Origin of the sequence: Streptomyces pallidus (ex Mingjun et al. 2026) (assembly GCF_051550185.1) — a bacterium.
Classification (GTDB): Bacteria; Actinomycetota; Actinomycetes; order Streptomycetales; family Streptomycetaceae; genus Streptomyces.
Genome location: NZ_CP196181.1, coordinates 2,891,602 through 2,912,249 on the forward strand (window position 1 = coordinate 2,891,602; position 20,648 = coordinate 2,912,249).

The window sequence follows — 20,648 nt, forward strand, 5'->3', positions numbered from 1 at the left end:
GACTCGCGTTCTGCCGTGAGCGGCGGCCGTCAGTGGCCTTCGCCCATGGGCGGCAGCGCGGCGATGAAGGGGTGATCCCGCTCGATCAGGCCCAGCTTCGAGGCACCACCGGGCGAACCGAGCTCGTCGAAGAACTCGACGTTCGCCTTGTAGTACTCCTTCCACTCCTCCGGAGTGTCGTCCTCGTAGAAGATGGCCTCCACGGGGCAGACCGGCTCACAGGCACCACAGTCGACGCATTCGTCCGGGTGGATGTACAAGGACCGCTGGCCCTCGTAGATGCAGTCGACGGGGCACTCTTCGATGCATGCCTTGTCCTTGACGTCGACACAAGGCTCCGCGATGACGTAGGTCACGCTCTCGTTCCTCCTCGGTAGGGCTGTCCATATCGCGCGGGAGCGCGGCGTCGTCGATGCCCACGCCTAGTATCTCCGTTCCCGGGCACGATCCGAACAGGAGGGGCGGACAGAGCTGTGGAAATCGCGGCAGGCGGGCTGCTGGAGATTCGTATCACCCCGGCTGACGTGGGTAAACGAGTGTCCGTACGACGGGTGGAGAGCGGCTCGAAGGCCGCGCCCGCGTTCACCGATACGGTAGGGGTTCTCACATCGTGGGAACAGGGTGTGCTGACGATCACACGAAAGAGCGGCGAGTCCGTCCGCATCGCGGAATCGTCGCTGGTCGCGGGCAAGGTCGTCCCCGCAGCGCCGGCTCGCAGGCGGGGCCCCGCGGCCTCGTTCGAGGAGTTGGCGCGCATCGGGGCGCGGTCCTGGCAGCCGCTGGAGAGCGAGCCGCTGGGCGACTGGACGCTGCGCGCGGCCGCAGGATTCACCCGGCGGGCCAATTCGGTGCTGCCCCTCGGCGGCCCGGGGGTGCCGCTGGACGAAGCACTCGCGCGGGTGACGTCCTGGTACGCGGAACGAGGGCTTCCGGCGTATGTGCAGGCGGCCACGGGGGCCGCCGGCACCCAGGAGCTGCTGTGCGCCGACCTGGAGCGGCGCGGCTGGGTCCGGGAGGTGTCGGCGGAGGTCCGCGTCGCGGCCCTGGCACCGCTCGCGGACACGGCCGCGGACACCGCGCAGGTGCTGCTGTCCCGCACCCCGGACGAGGAGTGGCTCGGACGGTACGGGCGGGTGGCCGACCCGGCGGTCGCCCGCCGGGTGCTGGCGGCCGGGCCGTCGGTCTGGTTCGCGAGGGTGCCCGGGCGGGCGATCGGCCGGCTCGTGGCCGACGGCCGGTGGGCCGGTTTCGCTGCGGTCGAGGTCGACCCGGCGCACCGGCGCGAGGGGCTGGCGACGGCGGTGATGGCGGCGCTGGCCGCGCGGGCCCTGGAGGAGGGCGCCTCGGCGGCCTGGCTCCAGGTGGAGACGGACAACGCGGCGGGCCTGGCTCTCTACGAGGGGATGGGCTTCGTGCCGCACCACGCCTACCACCACTACCGGAACCCGCGATGAGTGCGCGGGACCGGGAGCTGTTCGCCCGGGAGGCCCGCTCGGAGCGGCCCGACCTGGCCGTGCTGTGCCTGCTGCTGGCCGCCGAGGCGGACCCGGAGCTCGACGAACGGGCCATGGACTGGGCGCAGATCGAGCTGGACCGGCTGGCGGGCATGCTGCCGTACGGGCTGCGCGGCGCGCGGGCCTGGGCCTCGGCGGTGACGGAGCTGCTCGGCGGGCGGCTGGGCTTCCACGGCACGCCCGCGGACTACGGGAGGCTGTCGTCCTCGCTGCTGCACGAGGTGCTGCGGCGGCGCCGGGGCCTGCCGATCCTGCTGTCCGTGGTCTGGCTGGAGGTCGCCCGGCGGGCGGGCGCGCCCGTGTACGGGCTCGGCCTGCCGGGGCACTTCGTGGTCGGCTTCGGCGATCCGGAGGAGGGGGTCGTGGTGGACCCCTTCGCGGGCGGGGCCTCGCTGGGCACGGGTCCGGCGGAGCTCGCGTCCGGGCCGCGCACCCCGGCCGGCACGCTGGAGATCGTCCTGCGGATCCTCAACAACATCCGGGCCTGGGCCTCGGCCCGGCCCGAGCAGTCGGCGGTCGCCCTGTGGTCGCTGGACCTGTCGCTGCTGCTGCCCTCGCACCCGGCGTCGCTGCGCTACGAGCGGGCCCGGCTGCTCGTGGAGCGCGGGGAGTTCCGTACGGGTGCGGCGGAGCTGGAGGCGTACGCGGAGGTGGTCGCGGCGGTGGACGCCGACGCCGCGGCCCGGATCCGCTCGGAGGCCCTCTCGGCCCGCGCCCTGCTCAACTGAGGGCGGAGAGGGCGGGCCGGACCGGGCCGCGGCCCGGCGGCCCCCGCCGTCAGAGCCAGCCCTTCTCGCGGGCCACGCGGACCGCTTCGGCACGGTTGCGGGAGGCCAGCTTCTGGATGGCCGTGGACAGGTAGTTGCGGACCGTGCCCTGGGAGAGGTGCAGGGCGGCGGCGAGTTCCGCGTTGGTCGCCCCGTTCTCGGCGGCCCGCAGGACCTCCCGCTCGCGTTCGGTCAGCGGGTTCGCGCCCTCCGCGAGGGCGGCCGCGGCCAGCGCCGGGTCGATGACCCGCTCCCCCGCCAGGACCCTGCGCACCGCGTCGGCGAGTTGTGCGGCCGGGGCGTCCTTGACCAGGAACGCCGACGCCCCCGCTTCCATGGCACCGCGCAGGTAGCCGGGCCGGCCGAAGGTGGTCAGGACGACGATCCGCAGCCCGGGCAGCGCCGCGCGCAGCGCGGCCGCCGCCTCGATGCCCGTCATGCCCGGCATCTCGATGTCGAGCAGGGCCACGTCCACGTCGTGGGCGCGGGCGGCGGGCACCACCTCGTCGCCGCGGGCCACCTGGACGACCACCTCGATGTCGGGCTCCAGGCCGAGCAGGGCGGCGAGGGCCTCGCGGACCATGGACTGGTCTTCGGCCAGGAGGATCCGTATCGGGCGCGCCGTCATGATCCGGATCCTAGGGGCACCCGGGCCAGCAGGCGGAATCCGCGCTTGCCGGCCGGACCGGCCGACAGGCTGCCGCCGACGGCCTCCAGACGCTCCGTCAGGCCCGTGAGGCCGTTGCCGGGGACCGGGTGGCCGCCCGCGCCGTCGTCGGACACGCACAGCTCGACGAGCCGTCCCGCCAGCGTCTGCTGCGCCTGCAGGGTGACCGTGCACCGCTTGGCGCCGCTGTGGCGGACCACGTTGGTCACCGCCTCGCGCAGCGACCAGGCCAGGGCCGCCTCGGCGTCCTCGGGGAGCGCGTCCAGGGGGAGGTCGTCCACGCCCCCGGCGGGGAGGTCCGCGAGCACACCGGCCGCCGTCAGGGCGGTCTTCGCCCCGGCCAGTTCGCCGGGCAGCGTCGCCCGCCGGTAGCCGGTGACGGCCTCCCGCACGTCGACCAGCGCCTGCCGGCTGACCCGCTCGATGTCGGCGACCTGCTGGGCCGCCCGCTCGGGCTGGCCGGGCAGCATCCGGCCGGCCAGCTCGCTCTTGAGCGTGATCAGGGACAGTGAATGGCCCAGGAGGTCGTGCAGGTCGCGGGCCATCCGCAGGCGCTCCTCGTTGGCCGCGAGCTGCGCCACCGTGGCCCGCGCCTCGCGCAGTTCCAGGGTGGTGCGGATCATCGCGCGGATGCCGGCCATCGCGAAGCCGCCCATCAGGGCCGGGATCAGCAGGTCGGCGAGGTACTCGCCACCACCCGGTACGGCGTTCGCGGTCACCGCCAGCAGCAGGGTCGCCCCCGGCACCATCCAGCGGGACAGCTCGCCGGGCAGGGCCGCGCCGGAGGCGATCGACACGTACACGAAGAGCACGAGCCATTCGCGTCCCAGGGACAGGGACAGGACCGCGGCCAGGGCGGAGAGCAGCACGGCAGAGGACACGATCCACCGCGCGCCGGCCGGCCGGCCGGCGCGGACGGCGAGGGCCAGGTACCAGGCGACGAAGGCGGCCAGGCCCAGGCCGCCGAGGGTCCGGGCCACCGTGCCGTGGCCGCCGTGGACGAGGTCGCCGACGGGCGCCTGGAGGTAGACGAGCCACAGGGCGATCCACAGCGCCCTCACGGCCCTGTTGCGCCGGTTCTCGCGCCGGGCGGCCAGCACCGGCTCCGGGCTGCTCTGCGCGCCCACGCTCCCCTCCCCCGTCATGCCTTCAGCGAGTCCTTGCGGTACAGCCAGGCGGCGGCACCGGTGAAGAGTACGAAGTACACGGCGAGGATGGCCACGTCCTTCAGGTGGGGGGCGCCTCCGAGCTCGATGGCCTGGCCGAGTCCCGCGTAGGCGTGGGTCGGCAGCCACTCGCAGATGTCCTGCAGCCACTGGGGGAAGGCGGCGGTGGGCATCCACAGCCCGCCGAGGATGGACAGGCCGAAGTAGAAGAGCATCGCCAGCGGGCGGGCGGTGTCCCCGGTGGCCAGGTAGCCGATGGCCACGCCGAGGGCGGCGAAGACCAGGCTGCCGGCCCAGATGGAGCCGGTCAGGGCGAGCCACTGCCAGGCCTCGAAGCGGACGCCCTTGACGGCGGCGGCGATGACGAAGACGGCGAGGATGGCGGGCAGGGACAGCACGCCGGCGCTCGCGGTCTTGGCGAGGACGTAGCCGCGGCCGGGCAGGGCGGTCAGGCGCAGCTGGCGGACCCAGCCCTGCTCGCGCTCCTTGGCGATGCGCTCGCTGTTGCCCAGCAGGACGGCGGTCAGGGCGCCGAAGGAGGCCATGGCGACCATGTAGAAGGCCGGCATGGCCAGTTCGGTGCCCATGACCTCGGTGGTCCCGCTGAGGGTGCCGCCGAGCATCAGGAACAGGGCGGAGGGGTAGAGCACGGTGAAGAACAGGTACTTCTTGTTGCGCAGCGCACGGGCTATTTCGAGCGTGACGAGCTGGGTCATGACGCTGCGGCCTCCTCGGCCTCGGTGAGGGCGATGAAGGCCTGTTCGAGGCCCAGTCCGGCGACTTCCAGGTTGCGGGGGTGGACCCCCAGGGCGTAGAGGGCGTGGACGGTGGCGTCGGCGTCGGCCGACTGGAGCCGGACCGTGTCGCCGCGCCGCTCGTAGGCGGTGAGGTGCGGCAGGGCGCGCAGGTCGGACTCGTCGCCCCGGGCGTCGGCGTCGAGGTCGAAGGAGATCCGGCGGGCGCCGGCGCGGGCCTTGATCTCGGCGGCGGTGCCGTCGGCGAGCAGCCGGCCCTTGTTGAGGACGATGACGCGGTCGGCGATCGCGTCGGCCTCCTCCAGGTAGTGCGTGGCGAACAGGACGGTGCGGCCCTGGGCGGCCTGCTCGCGCATGGTGGCCCAGAAGGCCTGGCGGGAGGTGACGTCCATGCCGGTGGTGGGCTCGTCGAGGACGATCAGGTCGTTGTGGCCGGCGGTGGCGAGGGCGAAGCGGACGCGCTGCTCCTGGCCGCCGGAGAGCTTGTTGACCTTGCGGTCGGCGATCTCGGTGATGCCGGCGCGGCCGAGGACCTCGTCGACCGGGTAGCGGCGCGGGTGCAGGGCGCAGCCGAGGGCCACGATCTCCCGGACGGTCACCTCCTCCATCAGGCCGCCGCTCTGGAGCATGGCGCCGACGCGGCCGGCGGCGATGGCCGCGCGCGGTTCGGTGCCGAAGAGCCGGACGGTGCCGGAGTCCGCGGGGCGCAGTCCGAGGAGGAGGTCGAGGGTGGAGGACTTGCCGGCGCCGTTGGGGCCGAGCAGGGCGACGGTCTCGCCCGGGTGGAGTTCGAGGGAGAGGCCGTCGACCGCCCGTACGGAGCCGTAGCTCTTGGTCACGCTGCTGAAGCTCACCACGGGGGCGGCGCCGGGTCCGCTGTCCTGCGCGGCGGCGGTGTGCGCTGGGCTCTTCGTCGTCATGGCACACATCGTGGCCGGTCAGAGGGTGTGCGCGGCAGTGTCCGGCGTCGTGGGGAGCGTATGACGGATGTCATGTGCCCGGCATGACGGGGCGGTCCGGCCGGGGCAGTCCGGCGCGGGCGGCGGGAACGCGGACGGCCCCCGTCCCGGGGGTCCGGGGCGGGGGCCGTGCGGTGCCGGGCGGCGTGCTCGGGTCAGCTGGGGTTGGTGCTGATCGTCACGGTGCGGTCGGCTGCGGTCTTGCCGCGCAGGGCCTTGCCGAGGGCGCCGGCCACGTCCTGCGGGGTGACCGGGGTCTTGTCGCCGGTGCCGCGGGTGATCAGGACGCCGTCGAAGGTGTTCCCGTACGTGGTCTTCAGCGCCTCCAGGTCGTACTTCTCGACCAGGCGCCCCTCCACCACCTGCATGCTGAGGATCTTGGGCAGGGACTTGGGACCGAAGGCGAGGGACTTGGTGCCGACCTTGACGGTGGCGATGCCGGACATGGCGGGTTCGGCGAAGTCCTTCATGGCCCGGTCCAGTTCGGCCTGGCCGATGGCCGGCTCCTTGTTGGTGACGGGCAGTTCGAGGGGGGCCGTCTTGCCGGTGGCGACCATCTCGCGGAAGGCCTTGGCGACCAGGTCGGCGGAGGCGCCCGGGTCGAGGGTGGTGCCGGCCTTGCCGGGGACGGCGACGGCCTTGCCGGTGTCGAACTTGATGGTGCCCTCGGTGACCGTGCCGGCGGTGCCGGCCAGTTCCTGGAGCGCGACCTGGAGCTTCTCCTCGTCGACGGGCAGCACGGGGTCGGCGACGCGCTCGTTGCCGAGGAGCGAGCCGATGACCGTGATCGGGTTGTAGTCGCTGCCGGCGGCGTTGCGGACGGTGGTCGGCGCGTCGAGGGACAGGCCGGCCTTCTCCGGCCTGAGCTCGACCCGGTTGCCGCCGACGGTCAGCTGCAGCGGGGTGGCGGCCCGGTTGCCGAACGCGCTCTGGAGCTTGCCGACGGCCTCGTCGCGGCTGCCGCTGATGTCGACGCCGAGGACGGTGGTGCCCTTGGGGACGTCCGAGTGGTTCAGGAGCAGCCCGGCGCCGTAGGCGACGCCGAACAGGGCGACGACGCCGCCGCCCAGCAGGACCAGCTTGGAGCGGGCCTTGGCCACCTTGGTCGGCTTGGGGGCGGGCTTGGCGGCCGGCTTGGCCGCGGCCTGGCGGGCCGGGGCCGGCCGCGGGCCGCGCGGGGCGGAGCCGCCGGGCGCGCCCGGGCCCGGCGGGGGCACCGGCGCGGCCATCGGGTCGCCGAGGCCCGGGCCGGGCCAGCGCGCGGCCTCGTCGGTGCGGGGGCCGCCGAGGGGGGAGTTGCCCAGGGCGGGACCGCCGGTCGGGCCGGAGGGGCCTGCGGGGCCCGGGCGGCCCGTGGTGGCGTCGAAGGCGGGGAACGGCTCGGTGGCGGGGCCGCCGTCGCCGGGGAAGGGCGGGAAGCCCTGGGTGGCGTCGGCCGCGGGGCCGCCTTGGCCGCCGGGGGCGCCGGGGCCGGCGAAGCCCGCGTCGAAGTCGGACGCGTCGAAGCCGGGGCCGGCCGGGGCGGGTGCCGGCGGGGCGGCGAAGTCGCGCGCCGGGGCCCCGGGGAGGTCCTGGGCCGGGGCGCCGCCGCGGGCGGCCGCGCCGGGCCGGGTCGGCGGGGCGGGCGTGCGGACCGGCAACGGGGCCGCGGCGGGCCCGGCAGCGGCCGGGGACCGGGTCGGCAGCGGGGCCGCGGGGGTTCGGGTCGGCAGGGGCGCGGCCGGGGCGGGGGCGGCCTTCGCCTTGCGGGGGGCGAACCAGTTGTTGCCCGCGTCGTCCCCCTCGGCGGGCGCCGCGGGCCCGTCCGGTGCGGCGGACGGGGCCGGCGCGGTGGAGGCGGCGGACGCCGACGGCGCGGCGGGCAGGGCGCGGGGCGACGCCGGGGACGACGCGCGCGCGGGCGCCGCCTCCGGCTCGGCCTGCGCCTCCCGGCCCTTGTCCGGGTCGGCGGCGACCGGCTTGCGCACGACCACCGGCGGGATCGGCCGCGAACCCGGGATGTTGATCCGGATCCGGGTCGTCAGGGTGGTCTCGGTCTTCGGCCCGTCGGTGTCGGGCGTGGACGGGTTCGAGGTCACAGAGTTCTCCTCCGAGGCAGTCGCCGCTGTGTCCGCGGACGGGTGCTGGCCGGTTCCGTACGGCTGGGTACCCGAGGGGTATGCGGCTCCTCCGCGCCCCTGGGGCCCGGAGGTCGGACTGTCGGTTTCACGACTCAAGGCAGGTTCTCCCGGTTGGCTCCGCCGCCCGTCATACCGTGCGCGGGCAGCTCGGCGGCCCGACCACCATACTGGCCGAGGCGCGGACGCAACTGACCTAGGGGAATCCGAGGTTCCCCTTCGCTTCCTCCAAGCCCCTGGCGCGCACCGGCCGCGGCCGGCCCCAACCGCCCGCAGCGGGCACCCCGCCCGAGTTCAACGGCGTGTCACTTGGCGGCCGGCGCGGCCGAAACCGGTCGGTCGTACGGATTGCGCAGGGTGGCACACATCACAGCCGCAACGGTTCCGCCCAAAAGGTATACGTACATGCCGATTCCGGACGAACCCAGCAGGAAGTCGCCCTCGGGCCGCGGGACACCGAGGGCCACGTACGCCAGGAACCAGCCGGCCGCGGCCGCGCCCACCCCGATGCCGGTTCCGGTGGCGATCCGGCCGCCGAAGAACAGCCCGAAGAGCGCGAGCAGGGCCAGCGCCACCCCGGCGGGGAACCAGAGGTCGACGACGACCCACCCGGCCAGGCCGGTCAGCAGGCCGAGTACCACCAGCCCGAGGAGGACGGCGATGCGCCCCGCGGTCCAGGCCCGGGTCATACCCCGACCCCCGCGAACAGGTCGTGCTCGCGTTCGCCGGCGGGGGCGCCGGAACGGCCCCGGACCAGCTCGTAGAACTCGCGGACGAACAGCGGCTGTGCGAGGTCGTTGGAGAGCGCGAAGAAGGGCCCGTCCACCGCGATCTGCGTGGCGTGCGCCCGCATCGCGGCCGCCTTGGCCGCCACGACCGGCTCGTCGGCGGTGATCTCCGCGGTGACGAGCTCGTCGGCGACGACGCCGGGCACGTCGTCCGGTGAGGCCACGCCCGGGAAGGACGCCTCGGCGCCGGCCGCGCGCAGCCGGGCGAAGCCCTCCTCGACCACCGAGCGCGGGACCCGGTTCCAGTAGACCTTCCCGACGGTGTGCGCTTCGCCGAGGTCGCGTCGGTACGCGGGCTCGGCGGCCAGTTCCGTGGCGCGCATGGCGACCCGGTGGGCCTGGATGTGGTCGGGGTGCCCGTAGCCGCCGTTCGGGTCGTAGGTCACGAGGACCTGCGGGCGCAGCTCGCGGATGACCTCGACGAGGTACGCGGCGGCCTCGTCGACCTCGGCCGACCAGAAGGAGCCGGGGCGGTGGTTCTGCTCCACCCCCATCATCCCGGAGTCGCGGAAGCGGCCCGGGCCGCCGAGGAACCGGTGGTCGGTGACGCCGAGTTCGGCCATGGCCGCGGCCAGCTCGCCGATGCGGTGGGTGCCGAGGGCGTCGTCGCGGTCGGCCGCCAGGTGGGCGAGCTCGGACGGGATGACCTCACCCTCCTCACCGAGGGTGCAGGTCACCAGCGCGACGTGGGCGCCCTCGGCCGCGTACTTGGCCATGGTGACGCCGTTGTTGATCGACTCGTCGTCCGGGTGCGCGTGCACGAAGAGCAGACGACGGGCGGGAAGACCGTTCATGGGGCAAGACTAACGAGCGACGGCCTACAACTTGAGGCCGCTGATCATGCTCGCCACGTTCGAGGTCAACTGGGTGAGCGTCGGCGCGATGGTCGAGCTCGCGAGATAGAACCCGAGGAGCACACAGACAGCGGCGTGTCCCGCCTTCAGGCCCGACCGGCGGACCAGTAGGAAGACGACGATCGCCAGCAGCACCACGGCCGAGATCGAGAGTGCCACGGCGTTTCACCTCCACGACGAGCGGACATCGGTACGCGTACTCGTACTCAGTGCTCGGCGGAGTCATACCCACCGTGCGCTACGGATCATAACTATCCGTACCAGCGCATCGATCGAAATCCGGCAGCACGAGGGGCGCACGCCGCGCATGCGCAGGGTCACGGGGGTGGCCGGCCGGGGAGCACGGACGACCCCCCGGCCGACCGTCGGCACCCGCACGGCCGTACGGAACCCAGCCTGCCGTACCCATATCTCCGGACAGAATCGGTCAAGTTGCCTGCATGTAAACCGGGTTGGGTCGACTGAGGACGGTCGCGGGCGCCCGGGGGTCACGGGCGGCCGCCACGCGGTGGAATCACGGCCCTGGCTGGAAATAACCGGTGGTGCGCGGAGGTCGGTGGTCGGGTCGCGCGGAATGCGTCAGAACGGGACGGGTTCGTCGGGTCGGATTCCGGCCCGCCGGCCGGCAGCGCGCTCCGCTCCCCCGTGCGCCCCGGACTGCGCTGCTGCGCCGGGCCGGGCGCTCCTCCATTCGGCGCAGCCGGTCCGCGCCGCGGGTCCGGACTCGCCGGGCGGCTAGTCCTTCCCGGGCCCGGCCGGGCCGCCGGGGAGGCCTGCGGGCGGCGGCAGGTCCCCGGGCGACGGCACCACCTGCTTCTCGGCCGCGAAGTGGCAGGCCGAGGGGTGTGCCGCCGGACCGGCGGGGAAGACCGCCGGGACCGCCAGCACCGGGACCTCCTCGGCGCAGCGGCTCTGCGCCTTCCAGCAGCGGGTGCGGAACGGGCAGCCCGACGGCGGGTCGGCGGGCGAGGGGACGTCCCCGGACAGGATGATCCGCTCGCGGTGGGCCCGCGCCTCGGGGTCCGGGACCGGGACGGCCGACAACAGGGCCTGGGTGTACGGGTGGGTGGGGTGGTCGTAGATCTCGGTGTCGGTGCCGGTCTCCACGACCCGGCCGAGGTACATCACCCCGACCCGGTCGGAGATGTGCCGGACGATCGACAGGTCGTGCGCGATGAACACGTAGCTCAGGTCGAACTCGCTCTGCAGCCGCTCCAGCAGGTTGACCACCTGCGCCTGCACCGACACGTCGAGCGCGGAGACCGGCTCGTCGGCCACGATGACCTCCGGCCGCAGGGCGAGGCCGCGGGCGATGCCGATGCGCTGGCGCTGGCCGCCGGAGAACTGGTGCGGGTAGCGGTTGATGTACTCCGGGTTCAGGCCCACCACGTCGAGGAGCTCCTGCACCCGCCGGCGCCGGTCGCCCTTCGGTGCGGCCTCCGGGTGGATCTCGTACGGCTCGCCGATGATGTCGCCGACCGTCATGCGCGGGTTCAGCGAGGTGTACGGGTCCTGGAACACCATCTGGATGTTGCGGCGCACCGCCTTCAGGGCCCGGCCGGACAGCTTGGTGATGTCCTCGCCCTTGTAGGTGATGGCGCCGGCCGTGGGGCGTTCCAGGTTGACCAGCATCCTGGCCACCGTGGACTTGCCGCAGCCCGACTCCCCGACGATGCCGAGGGTCTCGCCGCGGGCGAGCCCGAAGGAGACCCCGTCGACCGCCTTGACCGCACCGACCTGCTTCTTGAACAGGATCCCCCGGGTCAGCGGGTAGTGCTTGACCAGGTCGCGGACCTGGAGGATGGGCTCAGCCACCGAGGCACTCCTTCCAGAAGTGGCAGGCGCTCGCGCGCGGCACGGGCACCCCGGTGACCGGGTACAGCGGCGGCACGTCGCTGCGGCACACCGGCCGCGCCATGGGGCAGCGCGGGTTGAAGGCGCAGCCGGGCGGGATGGCGAGCAGGTTCGGCGGCAGGCCCTTGATCGCGTACAGCTCCTGGCCCTTCTGGTCCAGCCGCGGGATGGAGTCGAGCAGGCCGCGGGTGTACGGGTGGGCGGGGCGCTTGTAGATCTCGTGGACGGGTGCCGACTCCACGATCCGGCCCGCGTACATCACGGCGATCTTGTCGGCGACGTCGGCGACCACGCCCAGGTCGTGGGTGATCAGGATCAGGCCCATGTTCAGCTCGCGCCGGAGCTCGGCGAGCAGGTCCATCACCTGGGCCTGGACGGTGACGTCGAGCGCCGTCGTCGGCTCGTCGGCGATGATCAGGGAGGGCTCCAGGGCCAGCGCCATCGCGATCATGATGCGCTGGCGCATGCCGCCGGAGAACTGGTGCGGGTAGTCCCCCACCCGCTGCTTCGCCGCGGGGATCTTCACCCGGTCCATCAGCTCGACGGCCCGGGCCCGCGCGTCCCTGCGGGACATCCCGCGGTGCACCTCGTACATCTCGCCGAGCTGCGCGCCCACGCTGAGCACCGGGTTCAGGGCGGACAGCGCGTCCTGGAAGATCATCGCCATCTCGGCGCCGCGGATCCTGCGCCGCTCGTCCTCCTTCATCCTCAGCAGGTCCTTGCCCTTGAAGAGGATCTCGCCGCCCGCGATCCGGCCCGGCGGCACGTCCAGGATGCCCATGACGGCCTGGGCGGTCACCGACTTGCCGGAGCCGGACTCGCCGAGCACGGCGAGCGTCTCGCCGGCTTCCACCGAGTAGTTCACCCCGTTGACGGCCTTGGCGACCCCGTCGCGGGTACGGAACTCCACCTGGAGGTCCCGGACTTCGAGCAGCATGGGCCCGCTCCTCAGCGCAGTTTGGGGTCGAGGGCGTCGCGCACCGCGTCGCCGAGCATGATGAACGCGAGCACGGTCAGGCTCAGCGCGCCGGCCGGCCAGAGCAGCATGTGCGGGGCGTTGCGGATCTGGGGGGCCGCGTTGGAGATGTCGATGCCCCAGGAGACCGTGGGCGGGCGCAGGCCCACGCCGAGGAAGGACAGGGTGGCCTCCAGGGCGATGTACGTGCCGAGCGCGATCGTGGCGACGACGATGACGGGGGCGACGGCGTTGGGCCCCACGTGCCGCAGCAGCAGCCGGGTGTGGCCGGCGCCCAGCGCCCGGGCGGCCTGTACGTAGTCGTTCTCCTTGGCGGTGATGACGGACCCGCGGGCGATGCGGGCCACCTGCGGCCAGCCGAGCAGCACGATGAAGCCGACCACCGGCCAGACGGTGTCGCCGGTGACGACGGACAGGAAGACCAGGCCGCCCAGGATGACCGGGATGCCGAAGAAGATGTCGGCGACGCGGGACAGCAGCGAGTCGCTCCAGCCGCCGAAGAAGCCGGCGAGCCCGCCGAGGAGGGAGCCGAGCAGCGCGGCCCCGAGGGTGGCGCACACGCCGACGGTGATCGAGGCGCGGGCCCCGTACACGGTGCGGGTGTACACGTCGCAGCCCTGGGTGTCGAAGCCGAAGGGGTGGCCGGGCTCGGAGCCCCGCTGCGATTCGGCCAGGTCGCACTGGAGCGGGTCGCCGCTCGCGATGAGCTGGGGCCAGATCGCGATGACGACGAGGAAGAGGATCAGCAGGGCGGAGATGACGAAGACGGGGTTGCGGCGCAGCTGGTGCCAGGCGTCGGACCACAGGGAGCGGGCCTTCTCGGCCGGCCCGTTCCGGCCCGGGTCGGGTTCCAGGGTCTTCTCCAGGCTTTCCGCCTCGTCGAGTGCCAGGTCCATCTGTCCGCCCTGTCCTGTGGGTGCGATGGCTTCGTCGTCGCCGGGTTCCAGCGGGTCGTACGCCGGCTCAGGCATAGCGGATCCTGGGGTCGAGGACCGCGTAGAGCAGGTCGACGAGCAGGTTCGCCAGCAGGAAGACGATGACGAGGATGGTCACGAACCCGACGACGGTCGGGGAGTTGTTGCGCAGGATGCCCTGGTAGAGCTGGTAGCCGACGCCGTGGATGTTGAAGATCCGCTCGGTGACGATGGCGCCGCCCATGAGGGCGCCGATGTCGGTGCCGATGAAGGTGACGACGGGGATCAGCGAGTTCCGCAGCAGGTGCCGGGTGGTGACCCGGCGGCGCGGCAGGCCCTTGGCGACGGCGGTGCGGACGTAGTCGGCGCGGGCGTTCTCGGCGATGGAGGTGCGCGACAGGCGGGTGACGTACGCGAGGGAGACCAGGGCGAGGACCACGCCGGGCAGGATCAGCTCGTTCAGGGGGGCGCTCGGGGAGACGGTGGGCCGGACCCAGCCCCATTTGACGCCGAAGAGGTACTGGAGCACGTAGCCGGTGACGAACGTCGGGATGGAGATCACGATCAGGGTGAGGACCAGCACCCCCGAGTCGACGGCCCGGCCGCGGCGCAGGCCGCTGACCACACCGAGGGTGATCCCGACGACGATCTCGATGACGATCGCCACGCAGGTCAGGCGGAGGGTGACGGGGAAGGCCGAGGCCATCAGCTCGGTGACGGGCTGGCCGTTGAAGGCCGTGCCGAAGTCCCCCTGGAAGATCTGGCCCATGTAGTGCAGGTACTGCTCCCACAGGGGGCGGTCGAGGTAGAGGTCCTTGCGGATCCGCGCGGCGGTGGCGGGGTCGGGGGCCTTGTCGCCGAAGAGGGCGGCGACGGGGTCCCCGAGGGCGTACACCATGAAGAAGATCAGGAACGTGCTGCCGATGAACACCGGGATCATCTGGAGCAGCCGCCGGATCACATAACGTCCCACTGGAGCGCTCCGGGGTGTCGGCGGGCCTTGCGGCTGCGGTCAGCTGACCTTGATCTGGTTGTAGACGGGCACGCTGAACTGGTTGAGGGCCACGTCGGAGAGGCGCTCGGCGTACCCGGCGCTGCCGTTCTGGTACCAGAGCGGGATGGCCGGCATCTGGGCGGCGAGGATCCGCTCGGCGTCCTGGAACTTCGCGATCGCCCGGGCGGTGTCGCTCTCCTGGTTGGCCTCGTCGACGAGCTTGTCGAACTGCGGGTCGCTGAACTTCCCGTAGTTGGAGGAGGCGCCCGTGTAGTACAGCGGCTGGAGGAAGTTCTGGATCAGCGGGTAGTCGGCCTGCCAGCCGGAGCGGAACGGCCCGGTCAGCTTGTAGGAGCTCTGCTGGTTGCGGAAGTCGGCGAAGGTTCCGATCGGGTTGACCGTGCAGACGGGTCCCTGGCCGAGGGCGTTGTTGATGCTGTTGCAGACGGCGTCCATCCAGGCGCGGTGCGATCCGGTGTCCACGTTGGAGGTGAGGGTCATCCGGCCGCCGGGCAGGCCGCCGCCCTCCTGGATCAGCTGCTTGGCGGCCGCGGGGTCGTAGGTGCAGGCCTCCCCGCACAGCGTGGGGTTGAACCCGCCCTTCTCGCCGAGGGCCGGGGAGGTCCAGTCCTTGGCGGGGGTGCGGGTGTCGCGGAAGATCTGCTTGGTGATCTCGTCGCGGTTGATCGCCCTGGAGATGCCGAGGCGGACCTTCTCCGTGCCCTTCTTGCCCCACTGGGGGTCGTAGAAGGGGAAGGTGAGGGTCTGGATGATGAGGGCCGGCTGGTTGATGTACCGGTCGCCGAGGTCGTTCCTGACGTTCTTCAGCTGCGCCGCGGGGATGTCGTCGACCAGGTCGAGGTTGCCGGAGATCAGGTCCGTGTAGGCGGTGTTGTTGTCGGTGTAGACCTTGAGGTCCACGCCGCCGTTGACGGCCTTGTCCGGCCCCGGGTAGCCGTCCCAGGTGCGCAGCTTCATCCCGGTGCCCTTGGTGTACGAGTCGACGGCGTACGGGCCGTTGCCGATCGGCTTGTTCAACCAGGCGGTGTGGTCGGTGAAGAAGGCCTTGGGCAGCGGGGAGAAGGCCTGGTAGCCGAGGGTCTGCGGCCAGGTGGAGAACTTCTTGTCGAGGGCGACGGTGAAGGTCCGGGCGTCCTTGAGGACCAGCCCGGACATCGTCTTCGCCTTGGGCTCGCCGGAGGCCGGGTGGACCTGGTCGTAGCCGACGATGTCGGCGAAGAACGGCGCGTTGTTCTGCTTGTTGGTGACGTCCGCCGCGTAGTTCCAGGCGTCGACGAAGGACTGGGCGGTGACGGGCTCGCCGTTGCTGAACGTCCAGCCGTCCTTCACGGTGATGGTGAAGTTCTGGTTGTCCGTGGTCTCGATCTTCTCGGCCAGCATGTCCGTGGCCGCGCCGGTGTCGGGGTCGTAGCGCTTGAGCCCGCGGAAGATCATGTCGAGGACCTTGCCGCCCTGCACCTCGTTGGTGTTGGCCGGCTCCAGGGGGTTCTGCGGGTCGCCCCAGGAGGAACTGACGATCCCGGACTCGCCGCCCCCGCCGCTGTCGCCCCCGCCTCCGCAGGCCGACGCCGCCAGGGCGACGGCCACCGCCCCTGCGGCCCACTTGGCGTGGGTGGCTGCGCGCATCGGGTGCCTCCTTACGGCTACCGGGACTCACTGGGAGCCAATGTCACCCCTCGCGGGCCCCGGTGCACTGCGGGTTGGACCGATTGCACCCGTGCGTCGTGCGCCTGTCACCCATGCGAGTGCAAGGACAGCTCCCAGGTGTCAACGGCGTAGTGGAGCTTCGTCCCGTGGGCCTCGTACAACCCGAGTGCGCCGGTCTCGTTCCGCATGTCCGCGGCGGGGGCGACGATGTCCCGGCCGCGGACCGCGTACGCGGCGAGGGCCTGCCGCAGCAGGAAGCCGCCGACGCCCCGGCCGCGCACGTCCGACCGGACGCCGAGGTGACTGACCCGGCCCATGGCGGCCCGGTCGTCGCGGGTGAGCGGCACGCCCACGTCGCCGTGGCCGGGCAGGCCCGCGATCCACACCAGGGACGGGGGGCCGGACGGTGAAGGGCATGCGCCCGGCCCCCGGGCCGGCTCCGCCCGGCCCGCACAGGGTTTTCAGGGGAGGACGGATGCCGTCGGGGAGCACTCGGTCTCCTGGAAACGCGGGATGACCCCGCAGATGGTGACCTTGTCGTAGGGGGCGTCGGCGGTGACGGCGAGCATCCGGGTGTACGTGTCCCGGTCCATCCGGATCTCCGCCGACTCCTCGCGGCCGCCGGCGTCCTTGATGACGACGGAGTCGCCCACGGTGCCGTTCTCGATGCGCCCCCACACCGCCGCGCAGGCCGCGCTGTAGCGCAGCTGGATGTTCATCCCGCGCAGGAAGGTCTGCCGGATCGTGGTGGCGTCCCACTGGCAGTCCGCGGCCTGGGGTTCGCGCCGCCAGCAGGAGTCGGCGCGGCAGCTCGGCGGCCGGGGCGCGACGGTGGGCGTCGGGGCGGCCGGTGCGGTGGCCGCCGCCGTGCGGGCTTCCGGCCCGGTGGCGGGGGAACCGGCGAAGGCGCCGGTGACGAGGGTGGTGCCGAGGCTGCCGAGCACCGCGCCGGCGACGACGAGGGCGGCCTTGGCGAGCGCTCCGGACCAGGCGGTCGACCGGCGCCGTACCGCGACCGGGGCCGGGGCCGCGGCCGGGGCGGGATCCGGGCCGGTTCCGCCGGCGGGGGCCGGGGCGGGAGCGGCGCCGGGGCGCGCACCGGGCGCGGGGGCCGGTGCGGGTGCGGTCCCGGTGCCCGGGCGGGCCTCCTCGTCCGGTGCGGCCGGCGGGGCCGCGGCTCGCCCGCCCTCCTCGGAGACGGCGCGCTCCAGCAGTTCGAGCAGGGGCTCGGCGTCGCCCCCGGTCGCTGCGGCGAACTGCTGGACGGCGACGGCGGTCGGGAGCTGTTTGCCGTTGAGGAACCGCTCCCAGGAGGACCTGCTGTAGTGGGTCTTCTCGGCCAGTTTCCCGTAGCTGAGCCCGGACTGGTCCTTGGTGCAGCGCATCTCGGCCGCCAGCGCGGCTCTCGCCGACGGCTGCTCGTTTCGTCTGTGACTGTCCGTCATGTCGCGTCCCCCCAGGAGCTGTACGGCGGTTCGACGGGACCGCGCGCGCGAAAGAGGGTATCGCGAGTGTGTACGAAGGCCGGCCGCCCCGGGGGTGGTCCGGGGCGGCCGGCTTTTTCCCTGGTCAGCCGGTGAAGGTGACGTCCCAGTGGCTGCCTTCGCGGGCGTACACGTTGCCCGAGGGGGCGGTGTAGAGCGCCGCGCCGTCGCCGCGGGTACCGGTCCGCGGGAAGGTGCCGGTGATGTAGTTGCTCAGGCAGCTGGTGGGGCTGAAGTCGAGCTTGTAGCCGTTCCAGTGGCTGTACGTACCGCCGGCGTGGCCGGTCTCCGTACCGCCGGTGATGGTCAGCGTGCAGCCGCTGGCCCGGCGCAGCGCCACCGCGCCGTCGGCGGAGGTCCGGCGCAGCCCGTCGAAGGAGGTGCAGCTGGTGCTGTTGCGGTTCGAGCAGTTGCCGGAGGAGGTCCAGCCGATGCCGCCGGCGCCGTTGAAGATCGCCGCCGCCTGGGCGTGGGTCAGCAGGCCGCTGCTGCCGCCGCTGCCGCCGGAGGAACCGGAGACCAGGGCGCGCCAGGTGTCGGGGCCGACGATCCCGTCGGCGTCCAGGTCCTTGGCGGACTGGAAGGCGCGGACCTTGGAGTCGGTGCCGTCGCCGAAGGCGCCGTCGACGGCGAGGCCGTAGCCGTAGCGGTTGAGCTGGGTCTGCAGGGCCTTGACGGCGGACCCGTTGTCGCCCTTGCGGACGGTGACGATCAGCTTGGACCAGGTGTCGGCGCCGACGATGCCGTCCACCGGGGACAGGCCGTTCGCACTCTGGAAGCTCTTCACCTTGGCCTCGGTGCCGTCGCCGAACGCGCCGTCGGCGCCGGTGCTCTGGCCGCGGGCCGTCAGCAGGTGCTGGACGGTGGTCACCTGGGGGCCGGAGTCGCCCTTGCGGACGAGCGGCCAGTCCGCCGCCTGGGCTGCGGGGGCGCCCAGCAGGGCGGCCATCAGGGTTGCCGTCAGCGCGGCCAGGAGGGCGGCCGTCAGGGACGGGATTCTTCTCATCGCGGGTTCCTCGGTCTCGTGCGGGCGTGCGGGACGTGCGGGGCGGTCAGCACTGGTAGGCGGCGTCGGGGTGGACCGCTTCGCAGTAGCGGATGTGCAGGTGGTTGTCGTGGTTCGGGTACTGGACCGTCAGCCCTTCGGCGATGAGCTGGGGGTCGTTGAAGTAGACGAACTTGACGTGGCCGGGCGCGGCGGCCCGCAGGGCCTTGACCAGGTCGCGGGTGGCGGCCCGGTCGTAGGCGGCCGACTGCCAGGTGATCCGCGATCCGGCGCACTGGGCGGCGTCGGTGCGCACGGGCCAGATGTCCGCGTCCATGCCGACCTGGTGGCTGGCGTGTCCGTTGATGGGCCCGCCGTGCTCGAAGGCGATGTCACCGACCGGCACCTTGCCGCGGCCGGTCGCGGTGAAGGTCCGGGCCGCGGCCTCCAGCTGGGCGACGGCGGCGGCCGTGCCCCAGTCCGCGGAGGTGTTGCCGTCGGGGTTCTGGTTGCAGAGCGTGCCGGCGGTGTAGTCGGCGTACTCGTAGTGCCAGAGCAGGTTGGTCCAGGTGGCGCTGCCGGCGATGCCGTCGGCGTCGAGTCCGGCGTGGCCCTGGAAGGTGCGCACCGCGGCGGCGGTGCCCGCACCGAAGGCCCCGTCGACGGCCAGGCCGGCTCCGCGCTTGGCGTTGAGCAGGTGCTGGAGCGCCTTCACGGCCTCGCCGCGGTCACCCTCCCGGACGGTGACCGTCAGGCTCTTCCAGGTGTTCGGGCCCACGATGCCGTCCGCGCCGAGACCCTTGGCGGTCTGGAACTCGCGGACCGCGGCCTCGGTGCCGGGGCCGAAGTCCCCGTCCGCGCCGAGCGACGCGCCGTGGGCGTTCAGCAGGTACTGCAGGGCCGCGACGTCCGAGCCCTTGTTGCCGCGGGACTGGGTCGGGGCGAAGGCGCCCGCGTGCGCCTGGGCGGGCGTGCCGAGGCCGACGAGCAGCGAGACGACGACGGCGAGCAGCAGGCCCCAGCGGTGTGACCAGGTGGTCGAGGGCATGGCGGTGTGTTCCTCCTCGTGAGCGTGCGCCGGTGGGTGGTGGACGTCAGCCGAGCAGGCGGGCGAAGGTGCGGGCGTCGACGACCCCGTCGGCGGGCAGCCCGGCCGTGTTCTGGAAGCCGGTCACCGCGCTCTGGGTGCCCGGCCCGAAGGCCCCGTCGACGTCCGTCGGGACGCCGCGGGCCGTGAGCAGGCGTTGGACGGCCTTGACCGCCTCGCCGGATTCGCCGCGCCGGACGGGGACCACGAGCTGCTGCCAGGTCTGGTTCCCGGCCCAGCCGTCCGCGGTGGCCGTCACCAGCGCCTGGAAGTCGCGCACGGCCTTCTCGGTGGCCGGGCCGAAGGACCCGTCGGGCTGGAGGGACGCGCCCCGCCGCACCAGCAGGTGCTGGAGGGCGGCCACCTTGTCGCCGCTGTCGCCGTTGTGCAGCAGCGGCCACACCGGCGCCGTCGGGTCCCCGCCGATGCGCGCGGCGACGTCCCGGCGCAGCTGGGGCAGCAGGGCGTACAGCCGGTCGCCCGGGCACTGGGTGGCGTTGAAGTCGCGGTGTCCGTAGATCTGGTACGCGCGCAGGCCGTACTGGCGACAGACGTACGCGCACAGCTCGACGAGCTTGGCGTACTGCTCGCTGCGCGGCTCGACCGTCGTGTAGGTGCCCTCGTTCTCGATGCCGATCGCGATGGTGTTCTGGCCGGCGCAGTGGGCCGCCTCGACCGTCTGCGTACCGGACCGGAGCGCGGAGAGGCTGCCGTGGCGGCCCTCCATGACGTGGCCGCCGCGGCTGACGGTGAAGTGCTGGCCGGTGTCGATCCAGTGCTGGGAGTCCATGGCCCAGTTCTGCATCGAGCGGGCCAGGGCGAATCCCTGCCCCTGGGAGTAGTCGGTCACGTTGGGCGTGGCCGTGTGGTGGACGATGATCTTCTGGGCCGGGGCGGGAACGACCTTGACCGGGCTGCTCGACGCGCGGGCGCCCCAGGAGGCGCAGTCCGCGACGGCCGGATCCCCCGTGGCGGCGGCCGCCCGGCCGGCCGCCGAGAGCGGGATCACGGCCGCCGCACCGAGGGCGAAGGTCGCGGACAGGAAGGCGCGGCGCGGCAGTTGGGGCCGCGGGGCCGACTTCATCGTGGAGTCCTCCGA

At 73.1% G+C, this 20,648-nt stretch carries 21 protein-coding genes and 1 pseudogene; 2 read left to right on the forward strand and 20 right to left on the reverse strand.

The annotated features are described in order from the left end of the window. Window positions 1-29: 29 nt before the first annotated feature. On the reverse strand, window positions 30-356 hold the full coding sequence (gene fdxA, locus ACSHWO_RS12375) for a ferredoxin (RefSeq protein ID WP_114054017.1): 327 nt from the start codon (window positions 354-356) through the stop codon (window positions 30-32). Window positions 357-473: 117 nt separating this feature from the next. On the opposite strand from fdxA, the gene ACSHWO_RS12380 reads away from it, so the two are divergent. After that, window positions 474-1,454 carry a GNAT family N-acetyltransferase gene (locus ACSHWO_RS12380; protein WP_438311784.1) on the forward strand — a complete coding sequence of 327 codons (981 nt, stop codon included), beginning with the start codon at window positions 474-476 and terminating at the stop codon, window positions 1,452-1,454. After that, a complete protein-coding gene (locus ACSHWO_RS12385; protein ID WP_361089252.1) occupies window positions 1,451-2,242 on the forward strand; it encodes a transglutaminase-like domain-containing protein in 792 nt (263 codons plus the stop codon). The genes ACSHWO_RS12380 and ACSHWO_RS12385 overlap by 4 nt, the downstream gene beginning before the upstream one ends. A 49-nt stretch (window positions 2,243-2,291) precedes the next feature. Here the strand turns inward: ACSHWO_RS12385 and ACSHWO_RS12390 are convergent, their stop codons facing one another. From ACSHWO_RS12390 to ACSHWO_RS12480, 19 genes and pseudogenes are all read right to left on the reverse strand, one after another. Beyond that, complete coding sequence (locus tag ACSHWO_RS12390; protein WP_438311788.1) at window positions 2,292-2,909, reverse strand: response regulator transcription factor; 618 nt, start codon at window positions 2,907-2,909, stop codon at window positions 2,292-2,294. Continuing rightward, entirely contained in the window at window positions 2,906-4,093 is a 1,188-nt protein-coding gene (locus tag ACSHWO_RS12395; RefSeq protein WP_385849371.1) for a sensor histidine kinase, read from the reverse strand. The genes ACSHWO_RS12390 and ACSHWO_RS12395 overlap by 4 nt, the downstream gene beginning before the upstream one ends. Then, complete coding sequence (locus ACSHWO_RS12400; protein WP_438311792.1) at window positions 4,090-4,830, reverse strand: ABC transporter permease; 741 nt, start codon at window positions 4,828-4,830, stop codon at window positions 4,090-4,092. The genes ACSHWO_RS12395 and ACSHWO_RS12400 overlap by 4 nt, the downstream gene beginning before the upstream one ends. Next, window positions 4,827-5,789: an ABC transporter ATP-binding protein gene (locus ACSHWO_RS12405; protein WP_438311795.1), complete on the reverse strand. Its 963-nt coding sequence runs from the start codon at window positions 5,787-5,789 to the stop codon at window positions 4,827-4,829. Before ACSHWO_RS12405 ends, ACSHWO_RS12400 begins: the two co-directional genes overlap by 4 nt. A 194-nt stretch (window positions 5,790-5,983) precedes the next feature. Beyond that, complete coding sequence (locus ACSHWO_RS12410) at window positions 5,984-8,044, reverse strand: hypothetical protein (RefSeq protein WP_438311798.1); 2,061 nt, start codon at window positions 8,042-8,044, stop codon at window positions 5,984-5,986. Between the two features lie 206 nt (window positions 8,045-8,250). After that, window positions 8,251-8,634: a DUF6113 family protein gene (locus ACSHWO_RS12415; RefSeq protein WP_385838333.1), complete on the reverse strand. Its 384-nt coding sequence runs from the start codon at window positions 8,632-8,634 to the stop codon at window positions 8,251-8,253. After that, complete coding sequence (gene mshB, locus ACSHWO_RS12420; protein WP_385838326.1) at window positions 8,631-9,527, reverse strand: N-acetyl-1-D-myo-inositol-2-amino-2-deoxy-alpha-D-glucopyranoside deacetylase; 897 nt, start codon at window positions 9,525-9,527, stop codon at window positions 8,631-8,633. Before mshB ends, ACSHWO_RS12415 begins: the two co-directional genes overlap by 4 nt. 24 nt (window positions 9,528-9,551) lie before the next feature. Next, a complete protein-coding gene (locus ACSHWO_RS12425; protein ID WP_114054011.1) occupies window positions 9,552-9,746 on the reverse strand; it encodes a hypothetical protein in 195 nt (64 codons plus the stop codon). A gap of 576 nt (window positions 9,747-10,322) precedes the next feature. Continuing rightward, on the reverse strand, window positions 10,323-11,402 hold the full coding sequence (locus tag ACSHWO_RS12430; protein WP_385838314.1) for an ABC transporter ATP-binding protein: 1,080 nt from the start codon (window positions 11,400-11,402) through the stop codon (window positions 10,323-10,325). After that, window positions 11,395-12,378 carry an ABC transporter ATP-binding protein gene (locus tag ACSHWO_RS12435; RefSeq protein WP_385838306.1) on the reverse strand — a complete coding sequence of 328 codons (984 nt, stop codon included), beginning with the start codon at window positions 12,376-12,378 and terminating at the stop codon, window positions 11,395-11,397. The genes ACSHWO_RS12430 and ACSHWO_RS12435 overlap by 8 nt, the downstream gene beginning before the upstream one ends. An 11-nt stretch (window positions 12,379-12,389) precedes the next feature. After that, window positions 12,390-13,388 (reverse strand): ABC transporter permease, encoded by a 999-nt coding sequence (locus ACSHWO_RS12440; RefSeq protein WP_361099532.1) that lies wholly within the window; start codon window positions 13,386-13,388, stop codon window positions 12,390-12,392. Next, window positions 13,381-14,304 carry an ABC transporter permease gene (locus ACSHWO_RS12445; RefSeq protein ID WP_438311804.1) on the reverse strand — a complete coding sequence of 308 codons (924 nt, stop codon included), beginning with the start codon at window positions 14,302-14,304 and terminating at the stop codon, window positions 13,381-13,383. The genes ACSHWO_RS12440 and ACSHWO_RS12445 overlap by 8 nt, the downstream gene beginning before the upstream one ends. Before the next feature lie 39 nt (window positions 14,305-14,343). Then, window positions 14,344-15,972 (reverse strand): peptide ABC transporter substrate-binding protein, encoded by a 1,629-nt coding sequence (locus tag ACSHWO_RS12450; protein WP_361099526.1) that lies wholly within the window; start codon window positions 15,970-15,972, stop codon window positions 14,344-14,346. A 107-nt stretch (window positions 15,973-16,079) separates the two neighbouring features. Beyond that, the gene (locus tag ACSHWO_RS12455; protein ID WP_438311806.1) at window positions 16,080-16,379 is read right to left on the reverse strand and encodes a GNAT family N-acetyltransferase; all 300 of its coding nucleotides are present in this window, start codon (window positions 16,377-16,379) and stop codon (window positions 16,080-16,082) included. Between the two features lie 75 nt (window positions 16,380-16,454). Further along, window positions 16,455-17,438 (reverse strand): helix-turn-helix domain-containing protein, encoded by a 984-nt coding sequence (locus ACSHWO_RS12460; RefSeq protein ID WP_438311808.1) that lies wholly within the window; start codon window positions 17,436-17,438, stop codon window positions 16,455-16,457. 124 nt (window positions 17,439-17,562) lie between these two features. Then, window positions 17,563-18,228, reverse strand: coding sequence for a peptidoglycan-binding domain-containing protein (locus tag ACSHWO_RS12465; protein WP_438319059.1), 666 nt, complete (start codon window positions 18,226-18,228; stop codon window positions 17,563-17,565). After that, a pseudogene (locus ACSHWO_RS12470) lies at window positions 18,202-18,483 on the reverse strand (peptidoglycan-binding domain-containing protein); the annotation flags it as partial. The gene ACSHWO_RS12465 and the pseudogene ACSHWO_RS12470, both read right to left, overlap by 27 nt. Window positions 18,484-18,529: 46 nt before the next feature. After that, entirely contained in the window at window positions 18,530-19,510 is a 981-nt protein-coding gene (locus tag ACSHWO_RS12475; RefSeq protein WP_438311810.1) for a penicillin-insensitive murein endopeptidase, read from the reverse strand. A 46-nt stretch (window positions 19,511-19,556) separates the two neighbouring features. Then, window positions 19,557-20,633, reverse strand: coding sequence for a peptidoglycan recognition protein family protein (locus ACSHWO_RS12480; protein ID WP_438311812.1), 1,077 nt, complete (start codon window positions 20,631-20,633; stop codon window positions 19,557-19,559). Between the last annotated feature and the right edge of the window lie 15 nt (window positions 20,634-20,648).